Origin of the sequence: Protofrankia sp. CiP3, from assembly GCF_917627345.1 — a bacterium.
Taxonomy (GTDB): Bacteria; Actinomycetota; Actinomycetes; order Frankiales; family Frankiaceae; genus Protofrankia.
In genome coordinates this window covers 1-14,128 of the sequence record NZ_CAKJTM010000099.1, presented here as the reverse complement: position 1 = coordinate 14,128, position 14,128 = coordinate 1, and the positions used below count along the sequence as shown (strand labels likewise).

The window sequence follows — 14,128 nt, the reverse complement described above, 5'->3', positions numbered from 1 at the left end:
TCGTGTCAAGCAAGGCGACCGTGTCCGCGAAAGGGGCGATCACCCGGTCGATCTCGACGGAGAGCCGGCCGATGGCGTCGTCGAGGTAGTCCAGCTTCGCCAGGATCTCTGTCACGATGATCGCGTGGTGGCCGGTGAAAAACGCGGTCAACGCTTCCCGCAACGCCGGGATCTTCGTGCGGAGCTGGCCTTTGGCCAGGTCGGAGAGCACCGTCGGGTCAGTCGTCCCGGACGCGAGCGCGTCGAGCATCGCCCGGCCGGACGTACCCAACAGATCGGACGCCACCGACGACAGCGTGATCCCCGCATCCTGAAGGATCGTGTCGAGGCGTTGGACCTCCCGGACCCGTTCCTCGATCTGCGCCTTGCGGTAGCGGGTGAGGTTCCGTAACTCCCGGATCGGCTGGGGCGGCACGAACGACGGGCGGACCAGCCCATACTCCACCAACTCCGCGATCCACGCGGCGTCCGCGGCATCCGTCGTGCGCCCCGGCACGTTGTGGAGATGACGGGCGTTGAGCAGCCAGCACTCACCTATCGCGTCTTCAAGAATATGAAACGATGCCTTCCAAAAGACCCCGGTTATCTGTAGTTTTCAAGATCGAAGTCGGTGTTTCCGCAGGTCACACTGTCACGTACGCGTACGCCACGGGAAGGACAAAAGCAGCATCGAGGAGCAGCGGGCACCAGACACGCTGTCCGCTCGACTGTCCACGTGGTGGACGGTCCCCAGATAATCCGTCCGCCACGGCCAAAGGAACGGACAAAACGGTCCGTCACCCGCCGTCGCGGACGGCCCTCTGATGACGCCAGATAACACCTGTCGACTCCATCCCGACCCGGGTCACCCGGCGGTCTCAACCGGTCAGTGCACCACCCGCATCGCACCGGGACCCCAAGCAGAGGGTTCGAATCGGGCTGTTGGGGCAGGTCAGGAGCCTGCCCGATCGTGATCAAACTTGCCGAGCCCCCTGCTCCCAGCACGAGGCGGGCGGTGCACTGACCCTCTGAATCCAAGCTGTATAACTCCGCCGGAGCGTCGCTACGACCATTTGACCCCGCCCTCGGTGGTCTCAACCGGTCAGTGCATCATCCGGGTGTTCGCCTCATGCCGAACCCCGTGGATCCCAGCACGATGCGGGTGGTGCACTGACCGGTTGAGACCGCCCAGTCAAGCCGAACTCGACGCCGTCGCCGCCGAAATGAACGGCCGACCCCGGAAGGTCCTCGGCTGGAAAACCCCTGCAGAAGCCTACACCGAAGCCCACAATCTAGTAGAATTCAAACCAGTGGTGCACTGATCGCTAGAATTCGCCCCGCGTCCGGTCAACAGGGACCAGCTGGCGCAAGCGGACCAGTCGCCGGCATCGGCGCGTGCCCGCAGCACGCCGAATGGCGCGCCGTCTTTCGAGTCACATGAGGGGCCGGGTACGACCTCCGCCCTCCCTGGGGAGAGCATCGGGACATGCCCAGCCTGCTTGACCCGCTGTCAGCCGACGCTCGGCGCCTCCTACAGGTCATCGCCGAAGGCTTCGGTGCCAACGACGACGCGTGGCCGGTTTGGCAGTACGCCGCGCTCCGCCTCGAGGCCGACGGCCCAGACCCCGACGACACCTTGCGGAACCTGCCCACCTGGCAGCACTACTACCGACCCGTCAGCGTGCCGGGCCACGGGGTGCTCCCGGAGCCCGACCACCAGATCGCCTTGACCGTCCACGGCCTGTTCCACGTGCGCCACCCCGCCACCGGCCACCTGCTCCGGGCGTTCCTGGCCGCCCTCGGCCTGGCCGCCGAACACCAACTGCGGGTGATCCCGCTGCCCGACCGGATGCAAGAGATCACGATTCAGGGCCTCGACTTTACACAAGAGGTGAACAAGCGGGCCGACGTTTCCCTGACTCCACGCCAGCTGGCCTCACTACTGCGACGGGAACCCGCTACCTGGTCGGGCATCCAGAACGACCAATCCGATGACTGGACGTGGAACCTCACCCGGCTGCGGCTGTCTCACGTTCGTGAGGTGACCACCGCCGAGGGCTACCTCACCGCTCTCGAACAGATCGTCGGCATCCCCGTCATCGCCGCGACCGAACAGTTGCCTCCGCTGGCGCTTCCCGAGGCCCTCGACCACCTCGACCTCATGTGGCGAGTAGTCACGGGCCAGAGGCTGCTACGCGTTCCGCGTGCGACCTCCGCCGGGCTGCTGACACAGCCGGCGGCCAGCGGCGGGGAGTTCGCCGCGCGATGCAGCGCGCTCGCCGACGTGCTCAGCAGCTTCAAGCTCGCGGGTCTGCCCGACACGGGGTCGCTGCAGCGGCTCGAGACCCAGCTTCAGGAGCGCCTCGGCGATACGGCCGGCCGGGCTGTCGACGGGGTGGGCACGTTGCGCCACCTGATCGCCCTGCGTGCCGGTCAGCAGCACGGCGGCGCGGCAAACCGCTCCGCGAAGGCACAGGTCTCCCTCGGCCTCGTCCACTACGGCAGCGACTGGACCGGGGCCTGGGACCGGGTGCGTGCCGTCGCCGTCGATGCGCTGACCACCATCCGGGAAGAGATCGCCACGCTCATCCCGGACTGAGAGCGTCACACAGCCAGAGAAGCCTCCGGACACACCGTGAACACCAAACCCGTCTCCGATCAACGATCTTAAGTTCGTTCTCTACGCAAGAGCAGTGCGCGGACGAGTGCGCGGACGTCTCATCCCTCGTCGAAACTAGCGGAAATTGCCTCTAGAGGGCTTGGTCGGCGAAAGCCGTGAAGATCGAGTCAAGTTGACGTATCGTGGCGACTACCCGCTCCACAGCGCGACCTTCAGGCGCACCTGACCAGCACTTTCGGCGTTAAGCCCCGGTCATCATTACTAGGCGTAGCGGGCGGCGGCGGTCGGCCGGCGGATCGCAGGTCCCTGCGTAAGCCTGCGTTCTGACCGGGGCGACAGCGCACATGCCTCGTCGGGCTGGGGCGAAGCCCCGTTAGTTCTGCACGCGCCGTCATGGCCTCATCAATCCGGCGTGAGATTTCGTCCACGATTTGGAGGTGTTCCTTCTTCTTGCGTGAACCACTGGCAAGCATGGCAATAGCCCAAGTGATGTACCAGAACTTAACCCGCTCATACTGCTTCACACGTCGATCGCACAGAGTGACTGCATCCGCAATACGAGAGCGAACGGAAGCAACATCATTGCCCAGCGCGTGATAGGTTGCGGCCGAGAGAACAGCTAGCCGACATGCATCAGCCGTCGCCTCAAGGGCTGCCACTGGGTGGCGGACGCGATGCACGGTCCTGCGACGAGTGCTCATGAGGACTTTGGAGCGGGCGGTGTAGGCGGCCTCAAGCAGGGGGAGTGCTGCCTGTAACTTCTGCCTCTGAGCGTCGCCGCTGCGGTCTCCGGCTTCGCGTAACAGCCGCGCAGCTGCTTCTGCGTTGACATCGCTGATCACATTTAGAGCCCCGATGACCTGCTCTTCTGTGATGAGATCGCACAAAGATTTGAATGCTGTCCCTGCCCTGAAGGCATCCTTGAGGACTAACCATTCGATAGCCATGGCGACAGTCTGGCAGGGGCGGTCTCCAGCGGTCAGTGCACCGCCTGTATCGCGCTGGAAGCAGGGGGCTCGGCAAGCTTGATCGCGATCGGGCAGGTTCCTGACCTGCCCCACCAGCCCGATTCTACGCCCCCAACGCACTTGGCAACTAGCCTTCCGATCACCCTCCGTATCGGCGTTGGCGGCCGGGGTGTCGCGGTCTGATGCTCGTTGGCGAAGTGGGATGCGATGCCGGATTGTGATCTTCTCGGGGCCGATAAGCACGTCCTTGACGAGCAGTCGCAGGACGCGTTGACGGTCGGTGATCTCCGTGCTCTTCGCGTTCTCGCTCAGCTGTGACAGGAATCCCTCGAGGTCGGCGGCGAGGGTGAGGTAAAGATCGCTATCGGCGATCTGACTGTCGAGCGCGTCAAGTTGACCGCGGAGGTTCGATTCGCGGGTGCGGAGTTCGGGCATTCTCGCGCGGAGCTCATCAAGTGTGACCAGCTGTTCCTGGAACAGCCTCGATCATGCGGGCGATGGCGGTGGTGGTCTTCGTGAGCGCGAGCTCGACCTGTCCGCGTTCACGCTTGGCGGGATCCGAATCACGAGCCTGCCGCAGCCGGCTGTCGATCTCGGTACGGATCAGAGTCGGATCGCTGATCAGCTTTGTGATGTGTTCCCAGACGGTCTCGTCGAGGTAATCGGCGCGCACCGGCTTGTTCCAGCACACACGGCCGTTCTCGTAGCGGTAGTCGTCAGAACCGAGACAGCGATAGTAGTAGATCTTCTTGTTCGTGGTCCGGGTCGAGGTGCGGTAGTAACCGTAACCGCAGCCCGAACACGCTGCAAGACCCTGCAACAGTGACGGAGTAGTCTTCGTGTTACGGGGCGCGAAACGCGTGTTCTCCTCGAGGCGGGCCGCGACCCGTTCGAATATCTCCTCGCTGACCAGGGCGGGCACCGGGATCTCGACCCACTCGTCACGAGGCCGGTCGACGACTCTGGTCGGCCGCGGTGTTGAACGCCCCGCAAGCCGCGCTACCCGGTTCAGGCCGGCCGGTGTGTTGTCTACCATTGTCTTCCCGAATACCGCCGTCCCCTTGTAGGCGGGGTTCCGGAGCATCGCCCAGATCACCGACCGGTCCCAGCGGTTCTTGCCGGTGCGGGTCGGCACGCCTTTCTCGGTCAGCCAGCGGGCCAGCGCCGCGATGGAGACGCCTTCGTCTGCGTAGCGGCGGAACATCTCGGTGACCAGGATCGCCTCGTGGTGAACGACTTCGTAGCCGGCGCCGAGCTGGTCGGACCGCCGGCGGTAGTGATATCCGAATGGCGCCCCGGACAGCACGTTCACCGACCCCGCGCGAGCGCGGTGTGCCTTCCCGCGCCGGTAACGCTCCAAGATCTGAGCTTTCTCATATTCCGCGAACATTCCCTGGAACTGGACCATGAGCTGGTCTTCCGGGCTGTCCCCGCGAGGACCTTTGACGAACTCGACGCGGGTACCCGCCCGCGCGAACTCCTCGATCAGCAGCGCCTGGTAGGCGAATTTTCGGGCGAGCCGGTCCGGGGAATAGCACAGCACCACGTCGATCTGCACCGCCGCGACCAGGTCCCGCAGCCGTTCCAGCGCTGGGCGTGTCAGCGTCGCACCCGAATAGCCGTCGTCCTCGAAAACCCACTCTGCCGGAAGTACCGCCCCCATCTGCCGGGCGTGTTCACGCAGCGCCGCCGTCTGCGAGACGATCGTCTCGTTCTTCTTCTGCCGGTCCGACGACACCCGGGCATAAACCGCCACGTTCACCATGCGTGTCTCCTGTCTGCTGGTCCGTCTGGATTTTCAGCCGCCGCGGTGGGACCAGGACTCCGTACGCGATCGACAGATCCCGGGCCGCGTGGCGGTCGAACACATACTCCAGGGTGATCGCCCGCTCATGCATCCGTCGAACTTCCCGCCCCGGCTGAGACGAGACAGTCCGACAAGGCGCCGGTCACGAGCGACGAAATCGTCGTGCCGCGGACCCGGGCTTCCTCGCGTATGCGCTCGGCCAGCACAGCGGGAAGCTTGACCGTGAACACCACCGTCGGCGCAGGCACGACCACCCGCCCACCCACCGCCGAATCGGCGTAACGCTGGGCCTGCCGCAACGAAACCCCAAACCGCGCGGACAGCAGAAGGGCGGCGTCCCTGATCGGAACGCCGCCCTCCAGCAGCTGCGCCGCCGCGTTCACCCGCTCGGCGTACTCACCCGCACCCACACGACGACGATCGCCCACAGGCAGATCAATACTACCGTCTGTGTCGTGACGTCACCTCGACACGCCGAGGCAGTTCCAGCCGCCGGTAGCTCAGCGTGACCTCGAACTCGAAGTTGCCAAGTGCGTTGGGGGCGTAATCGCGGACCCCTGCGGGGTACCGCGGTCCCGCTCCACCAGCCTGCCGTCGGGCATCTGGATCGGAGCCACCAGCCACCGCCTGACGTACAACACCACCCATTTCTGGTCGGTGTTGGCCTCCACCGCCTTGACCATAAGATCATGGTCAACAGAATCAAAGAACTTCTGGATATCAAGATCAATCACCCAGTCCTTCTCCCAGCACCGCTGGCGGCACTTTTCCACCGCCATCAGCTGCGACCGCCCCGGCCGGTACCCGTAGGAATCGTCGTGGAAAATCGATTCCATCCGCGGTTCCAGGGACAGCGCGACCACTGTCTGTGCTATTCTGTCGGCCACGGTGGGCACGCCTAAAATCCTCGTCCCACCGCCATGCTGCTTCGGTATCTCGACCGCCCGCACCGGGGGCGGGAAATAACTCCCCGAGGACATCCGATTCCAGATCTTGTACAGGTTGCCCTTCAGATCCTTCTCGAAGTCCTCGACGGAGCACCCGTCAACCCCAGCGGCACCATCGTTCGCCTTGACGCTCTTGTACGCCTTCCACACCAGTTGCTTCGGTATCTGGAACGGCTTACTTTCCGGATCTGACGTGCCCACTCGCGTCCTCCCAGAGTCTTACTCCGGTTGCTCGTCATCCCGGGGAAGATTTTCTCCCGGTTGCCGGTGTGCAGTCGTAGATGAGCCGGCCCCTTCGCTCCACCCCCATTACAGGGGCTTCACCACTACTACGAGCCGGTCCGTCGGCGGTGCCGCATCGGTACTCGACGCCTCACAGTTTCTGCTGCTCGGCGCACTCCCTCTCGGGTCCGCCGGGCCGAACGGCCGGCATTCCCAGTATCGACACTCGCCTTCCCACGTTCCATGCAGAAGCCGCAGACCAGGCTCGCACCGCCTCCATGCCGGACACCACCTGGCCAATAGGCGGGCACCCGCCAGGCTCATCCCGGGACCATTTAACCGCCCCGGCTTCAATGTCGTCTTCTTGTTTCGACACGTCATCAGCGGTTCGCTCTCGCTCGCCTTCCTGGTCCCCACCTGACGCGCTCACGCACGCGCCTTTTCCTCGACGCTCACCACGACGGTCTTCAGGCAACGCAGCTCAAGGTGGTTTGGCGCCTCCCCCCGCAGGGCGACGCCGAAGGGCCACAAAACCCTCATCTCCTGCACAGCACCGCATCGAGTACGGTCCGCCTATGCAACCTCACTCTCTGCGTTCGTGGCGCACTTAAAACTCAAGCTGAGAGACCAGGGGGATGCCGCCGTCGCGGGTGACCACCAGGCCCAGGCCCACGATGCGCAGGTCGTAGCGCTTCTGCTTCGCCTTTCCCCGTTGGGCCAGCGGGGCTTTGGCGTTGGTGGAGTCGATGGAGGTCGCGAAGTTGGTCATGCCCAGGGCCACCGCGGAGACGTCGAGCTCGTATGTCTCGGCCACCCGCAGGGCGAGCCGGCGTTCGATCTCGGCCAGGTCGCCCCGGGTGACCGCCTGCATGGCGTTCCAGAACCGGCGGTGGTCGAGCACCCGATTTTCGATCTCCGTGAAGCGGTCGGCGGCGGTGGTGGCCCACCAGTCGGCGAAGGCCGCCTTCGAGCACGGCGCGACGACCCGGTTGAGCGCGGCCAGTGCCAGGTAGGTGCCCACGCCGGCCCCGGCGTCGGAACGCCGCGCCCCGACGGCGTCGTCAACGATGCCGGTCACGCCCAGGCGGTCCAGCACCCCCCACACCGCGGCCACGTCACCGAAGGCCAGGTGCCGGGTGCGTTCCGGCAGCATGGCCGCATCTCGGGCGGTCATGGCCGCGGCGATGTCCTCGGCCGAGCCCAGGTAGCGCTGGGAGACGATCCGTGGCTTGCCGTCCACCCGGGCCGACTCGGCCAGGTAGCAGTAGGTCTTGCCATTGATCTTCTTCCCAACCAGTGAGGACACCCTTTAGGTAACACACAACGCAGGCCAAAATGTCGACCGGGAGCGTGCCCATCGCCGCAGGTCAGGGACCATACGGCGGAGTGTCGGCCAGCCCAACAAACACACAAGATCAAATTAGCTAGGAAACTCCGGCTAGGAGCGGAACCCGGCCGCGACCTGGGGTTGCTCGCGGCCAGCACCAAGCTTTTCCGCCGGGCCCTCGCTCTGCTCGACCCCCCGGCACTGACGCAGACGCAGCCGCAGACGACGTGCGCGGCGCGGTGTGGACCAATCCCGGCCTCGTGCTACGCCAGCTATACACCCTGGGAGCACTGCACGCCGCGATCCCTTCGCGCTGCGCGCACGGTGGCCGGCTAACCTCTCGATGTGGGCGGCGTTCGTGCGCACGGGTAGGAGAGGCGGGCTTCATTTTCCACGAATGTGTCGCATGGAGGCACGAAGGAGGCGTTTCGTGAAAAGATCTCTACAGTCGAAACTTCTCGCAGCCACCCGAACCCGTATCAGGGGCTTCGAACGAACTGGAAGGGTGGGGTACCTGCTGGATGAAGTAGCACTGAACGATGCCCGGTCGCTGCTCGATATGGCGTGCCACTCACAGGGTGACCTGGTGTGCACAGATGGCGACGTTCCGGGTGTGGTAGGCCGACTGTACTATTTGCGATACGAGGTTCTCGGCCCGCTGCTAGGCGTGCGGGACTTGACCGCGGCGATCGGAGCGTTTGCCCATGTCGGGCGAGACGGCATCGACGATGTTCCCGAGAGGCTGAGGCCTGCTGTACAGGTGCTGGCACGGCAGAACAAACTCGATACGGGGGAGAAACGCACACAGGCCAGCCATGCGGCGATCGAGCTGTGCCAACTCGGTAGTTACGCAGAAAGTGCAGAATTGATCTCGCTGGCGATAGAAATTTTGAACCTCCTCGTGTCCGCGTCGAGCGACGAATCCGAGCGTGGGATCTATCTGTGTAACCTCGGCAATGCCTTACGGAGTAAGTTCGAGCAAGGCGGTGCAGAAGCAGATCTGGGCAGGGCTGTCACAGCTCTTCGGGAGGCGCTGCGTTCGACGCCGGCCGACGACGAATCGAGCCGGAGTTTGTTCTTGTCCAACCTGGGCGTCACTCTGCGCGCTAGATTCGAATGCCACGGCCGAATAGCAGATCTCGACGACGCCGTGGATGCGCTCCGAGGGGCCGTTCGGCTCGCCCCGGCCGGCAGCGGTCCGCGGGCGGGCATGCTGTCGAATTTCGGTAATGCGCTCCGGGCGAGGTTCGAGTTGGTTGGGGCCGCCGCCGATCTGGACGAAGCCGTCGATGCGCACCGTGAGGCTGCCCTGCTGGCGTCGGCGGACGATCCACATATCGGAGTCTACCTAAACAATCTCGCGAACTCCCTAAGGGTCCGGTTCGGGCGAGATCGAACAATATCCGACATCGATGCAGCTGTCGACCTCAGTCGGCAGGCCATTGCGCATACGCCGCGAGAAAATCCCTATTGTCGCCGGTATATGAACAACCTCGGAATCTCCTTGGAGACGCGCTTCGAAGAGACCGGGGATATCGCCGAGCTCGACAAGGCGGTCGACGTGCTTTCGCAGGCTGTCGACGAGACGCCGAGCGACGATCCTCATCGAGGGATGTACCTGTCGAACCTCGGCAATGCACTACGGGTTCGATACTCGCAAGAAGGAGCCCTTGCCGATCTCGACACTGCGGTCGCGGTTTGTACCCAAGCGTTGGAGACGACCTCACCGGAATATTTCGACCGTGCGGGATTCCTGTCGAACCTTGCCGGGGCGCTGGAGGCTCGATTCGGTAAAACAGGGCAGATAGGCGATATCGAAGCAGCCGCCGAGGCTCTCGACGAAGCCGTTCGGCTCGTGCCCATCGATCTTCCTGATGGCGGAAAGTTCCTGTCCAACCTCGGTAATGCTCTGCGCATCCAGTTCGAAGCGACGAACGACGCTGGGCTGGGCCTTCGCGCGATGGAGCTCTTCCGGGAGGTTGCGGAGGCCGGAACTGTGCCAGTGGTGCGGCGTATCGCGTGCGCCCGATGGTGGGGCGAAATGGCCAGCTCCCTCGGTCGCGGGAGCGAGGCTCTGGACGGCTACACCGCAGCGGTCGAGCTTCTTCCGCTGGTAGTCTGGAAGGGTCTCAGCCGACATGATCGAATACATGCACTGGAGTCGCTGGCGGGACTCCCTGGGGACGCTGCGGCAACTGCACTCGAGGCCGACCAGGTCGATCGGGCTGTTCTGCTGCTCGAACAGGCCAGAGGGGTCTTGTTCGCGCAGACGCTGGAAGCTCGTACCTATTTGGCGGACCTGGACGCCTTTGCGCCGGACCTGGCCCCACGAATGCGCCAGATTCGTCTTCAGCTCGACTCGGCCGACCCGGTGGACATTTCGTCGTTCGTGAAGCCGTCGGGTACCGAAGCTGCTGTCGAGGATTGGGGCAGACGCCGCCGGTCACTTGCCGAGGAATGGGGCCAGCTGCTTTCTGAAGCGCGGCAGAGGCCCGGGTTGGCCGACTTCCTCCGGCCGCCTGTGTTGGCAGACCCGCGCACGGCCGCCAGCCATGGACCGGTGATCATCGCGAATATGAGCCGCTATCGATGTGACGCAGTGATCGTTTCCCGCGACGGCCTGAGGGTCGTCCCGTTGCCCTCGCTGAATCGGGAAGCGGCTGTCGGGCAGATAAACATAATGCTCGAAGCCGTAGACCCCGAGGTCGACTCTCCGGACGGTGCTCTGGATGGCGTGTTGGAATGGATGTGGGACGTAGTGGTCGCACCCGTCCTCGGCGCGTTGCGCATTGAGCCACTTCATTTACCGGAGGACGAGGCATGGCCGAGAATGTGGTGGTGCCCGACCGGAGAACTGTCCTTCCTGCCGCTGCACGCCGCCGGCCGAGGCAGCCCAGCCGGCGCGTTCGAGCCCGAACCGGCCGAAATGTTGTTCGACTCCATTGTGTCGTCGTATACACCGACATTGCGGGCATTGATCTCTTCACGGAAGGCTCGTACAGATGCTATGTCGCCCGACGAGGTGCTGGTCGTCGGCCTGTCCGACACGCCGATGTTGCCGGAGTTGCGTAAGGTCGAGTCCGAGGTTCGGCTGTTGGAGCGATTGACTGGCTGTACCGTACTCCGCAACGAGCAGGCAACCAAGGAGCGTTTTCTTTCCGAGCTTCCGGGGAAATCGTGGCTCCACTTCGCCGGACACGGCAGCCAGGATCTCCGGGACTCGGCGACGGGCGCGCTGTACTGCTATGACCATGTCACTGCCGGCCCGGTCAGCGTGAGTGACCTGATGGGAATAGATACCAGTGACGCTCGACTCGCTTTCCTGTCCGCCTGCGAGACGGCGCGTGGCGCAGTGCGACTGCCGGACGAGGCGGCGCACATAGCCGGCGCGCTGCAGATGGCGGGGTTCGTGCATGTGATTGCGACTCGGTGGATCGTGGCAGATTCCGTCGCTCTGCGCGTTGCCCGCCACTTCTACGAGCAGCTCCTCACCTCTGGTGATCCTCGGCATCTCGACGCCAGCCGGGCGGCGATCGTGCTGCACGCGACGATCCGGTACCTACGCGACACTAGGGGGTTGTCGCCTGCTCACTGGGCCTCCTATATGCATGTCGGGCCGTAGTGGTGCGCGGCACCAGGGGCATCCACCAGCTGGGCCACGACGACGGGTTGCGCGGGTCGAGGTGACCGGCCGCCCGGGTAAGCAGGTAGGTGAGGAGGCCGATGTAGATGTCGGGCCGTGACCGGTTCGTCGCCGGTCCGTGCTATTTCTGCCCCAGTCCGTGGATGGTGTCGTTGATGCGGTCGCGTACCGGTTCGGGCGCCGGGACCTCCGGTTCGGTGCCGGCCTTCTTGCCGCGGAACGGGAGTACGTCGAGCTGGTCCGTCGCCTTCTGGAAGAGCACAGGGTCATGTGCATCGAGCGCGGCGAGCATCAGCCGGACGGTATCGTCGACGAGGCTCCAGCCACGCTCGGTCAACTTCCATCGCAAGGTGTCCTGGAGCACGGCGAGGGCCTCCTCGCGGCTCTCGTCGCCGGGTGTCCAGTCAGGAGTAGGCACGAGGACAGGATATTTCAAGACCAAGTGGTCTAGTCAGCCCCTTCAGCTGGTCATATATAGAACTTCTTGGACATAGCCCTTGGGCGTCATTAACAGTATATCACAATAAATTATAACAAAGTAGTGCTTCGTGTACCGTCAGCGGATGTTGATCTCATGATCCGCCAGCTCGGCCGTCCTCCGGCACAGGTCCGCCATGCGGCACCGTCCCTACGATCGACTTATGAGCCTGACGGGGGCGTCCAGCGGGGACGTTGCTCTCACCGGCCGCGAGCTGGCCGTCCACGTCTATGCGCCGGTACGCGGGCCGCACTCCGAACGGGCGTACGCGTTCCTCTGCGAGGTCTGGGCGCGGTGGCGTTCGACGCTCGGAGCGGACGCGCCGATCGCTGCCTTCGGCATCCCCGACCTGCCTTCGGCCAACCGCACCGACGTCGTGGGCAACGGCTTGGTGGTGGCCCAGGAGAGCTCCGGCCCCGGTGTGTGCCAGACGATCCTGCAGCGCGAACACGACGTGCTCTGCCTGTCCGGCATGATCGCACCACTATCGTCGGACGAGGTGAGCTGGGCCGACCTCGACCGGAGCTGGACACAGGTATGCGGTGCCGTGCCGGAGGGACTGCTCGGCATCGCGCGGCTCTACCTGGCCAAGCTCGGCGGTGACAGGCAGCAGCGAGTGGCCGCGACGGCACGGCTGGCGCGGTCGTGGCGGGCGGACCTGCCTGCAGCCCCGGCGGTGCACGACTTCGACGGCCGCGGGGTGACGACCCGGGCCGGGTTTGCCGTGTGGGAGGTCGGCAGCCGCGACGACACCCGCCTTGAGCGGCGGATCGTCGTCGTCGCGCCCCCAGACCGTGACGCCGAGTTGAGCGCCTGGGTGTGGTCGCGGGGCGATGACGCCCTCACGCCGTTCGCCTGGTACCTCCTGCATGCCGCCAAGCTGCGTTACCACCTGCGGGTGTGGGCCAGTGGTGAGGAGCTGCGTGAACGGCGCCGCCAGTTGGACTCGGAGGTCGACACCCTCGACGCGCTCATCGCGGCTGGCGAAGGCGCTTGGGCGGGTCCGAGGGGCGGGGAGGGTGCTGGCCCGCTCGGCGAGCACGTGCTGCGGGTCGAGGCCGCTGCCGCCCGGCTGGCGCGGGCGACCGCGTACGTGCGGGACATGCGGCGCTCGGTCGCCATCGCCGCGTCCAATTTGGAGACCCGGGCGGCGCGAGACGTCGACCCCGCGGTGCGCCGGTGCCTGTTCGCCGACGACCGTGACCTCGCAGCCTGGTTCGCCCGGCAGCTCGCCGACGACGAAAGCTACCTCGACGAGGCCTACGGACGTGCCAGCCTGATCGGAGGTCTCGCCCGCTCGGTCCTCGCCCGGCAGGCCGGCGCGCGTTCCTCGGCGACTCACAATGGGTCGGCGGAGGATGCCGTGCCGTCCCCGTTGTCTCCGGCCGAACGCGACACGCTGGTGCGTGCCCTGGCCCGCGCCTTCCCCTCCGACGCCCTTGCGCACCGCGTCCTGCACACCCTCGGAATTCCCAGTGAACGCCGCCGCAGCGCCACCGACTCCACACCCCTGGCTGCGTGGTCGGAGACCCTGCATGACCTCGACAACGGGATCGTCGCCGACCCCTACCCGCGGCTCCTGCGCGCCGCTCTCGGCGACTTCCCCCATAACCCGACCTTCCGCGAGCTGGGTGCCCACTTCGGCGTGGTGGGGCCGGGCACGTGAGCCCGCTAGGGTGGTCTCAACCGGTCAGTGCACCGCCCGCCTCGTGTCGGGACCCTCAGCAGGGGTTCGAATCGGGCTGGTGGGGCAGGTCAGGAGCCTGCACGATCACGATCAAGCTTGCCAAGCCCCTGCTCCCAGCACGATGCGGGCGGTGCACTGGCCATCTGAATCCAAGACGTACAGACGGTCTCGCACGTTCGCCTCAAACTGTTCGACCGTCACACCGTCGGGCCCGGCCGCTCCTCCATTTTCCTCAACCTTCAGCCACGCGTCCCACACGAGTTGCTTCGAGATGACATACGACTTGCCCTGCAACTTCGGTTCATGCATGCGCTTCCTCCCTTCCGGTTGTGCGCATCCACCTCACCTGGACGACCCCTCCCCTTGGCTCCAACCTCGACCGCGATAAGCCGGGCTTCACAGCTACTCGGGAGAGTCCGCCCGCATGCCGCGCAACGGTACTCTGTCCCA

General features: G+C 65.0%; 10 protein-coding genes and 1 pseudogene. 3 read left to right on the top strand and 8 right to left on the bottom strand.

Annotated elements, in window-relative coordinates; translation table 11 throughout:
- Positions 1-538, bottom strand: a 538-nt coding sequence (locus MJ797_RS22100; RefSeq protein ID WP_239340575.1) for a transposase, incomplete at its 3' end; no start/stop codon positions are given.
- Positions 539-1,465: 927 nt separating this feature from the next.
- Between MJ797_RS22100 and MJ797_RS22095 the strand changes: the two genes are divergently transcribed.
- Entirely contained in the window at positions 1,466-2,578 is a 1,113-nt protein-coding gene (locus tag MJ797_RS22095) for a hypothetical protein (RefSeq protein ID WP_239340577.1), read from the top strand.
- Between the two features lie 233 nt (positions 2,579-2,811).
- On the opposite strand, the gene MJ797_RS22090 is transcribed toward MJ797_RS22095, so the two are convergent.
- The 5 genes and pseudogenes from MJ797_RS22090 to MJ797_RS22070 form a co-directional block, all read right to left on the bottom strand.
- Complete coding sequence (locus tag MJ797_RS22090; protein ID WP_239340569.1) at positions 2,812-4,002, bottom strand: hypothetical protein; 1,191 nt, start codon at positions 4,000-4,002, stop codon at positions 2,812-2,814.
- Positions 4,003-4,018: 16 nt separating this feature from the next.
- Positions 4,019-5,332: a recombinase family protein gene (locus MJ797_RS22085; protein ID WP_239340566.1), complete on the bottom strand. Its 1,314-nt coding sequence runs from the start codon at positions 5,330-5,332 to the stop codon at positions 4,019-4,021.
- Between the two features lie 125 nt (positions 5,333-5,457).
- Complete coding sequence (locus MJ797_RS22080) at positions 5,458-5,802, bottom strand: hypothetical protein (protein WP_239340563.1); 345 nt, start codon at positions 5,800-5,802, stop codon at positions 5,458-5,460.
- Between the two features lie 111 nt (positions 5,803-5,913).
- A pseudogene (locus MJ797_RS22075) lies at positions 5,914-6,522 on the bottom strand (reverse transcriptase domain-containing protein); the annotation flags it as partial.
- A 628-nt stretch (positions 6,523-7,150) separates the two neighbouring features.
- A complete protein-coding gene (locus tag MJ797_RS22070; RefSeq protein WP_239340560.1) occupies positions 7,151-7,849 on the bottom strand; it encodes a hypothetical protein in 699 nt (232 codons plus the stop codon).
- Between the two features lie 427 nt (positions 7,850-8,276).
- Between MJ797_RS22070 and MJ797_RS22065 the strand changes: the two genes are divergently transcribed.
- The gene (locus MJ797_RS22065; protein ID WP_239340557.1) at positions 8,277-11,492 is read left to right on the top strand and encodes a CHAT domain-containing protein; all 3,216 of its coding nucleotides are present in this window, start codon (positions 8,277-8,279) and stop codon (positions 11,490-11,492) included.
- A gap of 142 nt (positions 11,493-11,634) precedes the next feature.
- Here MJ797_RS22065 and MJ797_RS22060 read toward each other — a convergent pair whose 3' ends face one another.
- On the bottom strand, positions 11,635-11,931 hold the full coding sequence (locus MJ797_RS22060; protein ID WP_239340554.1) for a CATRA system-associated protein: 297 nt from the start codon (positions 11,929-11,931) through the stop codon (positions 11,635-11,637).
- A 223-nt stretch (positions 11,932-12,154) separates the two neighbouring features.
- Here MJ797_RS22060 and MJ797_RS22055 point away from each other — a divergent pair, with 223 nt between their 5' ends.
- Positions 12,155-13,657, top strand: coding sequence for a CATRA conflict system CASPASE/TPR repeat-associated protein (locus MJ797_RS22055; protein ID WP_239340551.1), 1,503 nt, complete (start codon positions 12,155-12,157; stop codon positions 13,655-13,657).
- A 111-nt stretch (positions 13,658-13,768) separates the two neighbouring features.
- Here the strand turns inward: MJ797_RS22055 and MJ797_RS22050 are convergent, their stop codons facing one another.
- On the bottom strand, positions 13,769-13,987 hold the full coding sequence (locus MJ797_RS22050) for a hypothetical protein (RefSeq protein WP_239340548.1): 219 nt from the start codon (positions 13,985-13,987) through the stop codon (positions 13,769-13,771).
- Positions 13,988-14,128: the final 141 nt, after the last annotated feature.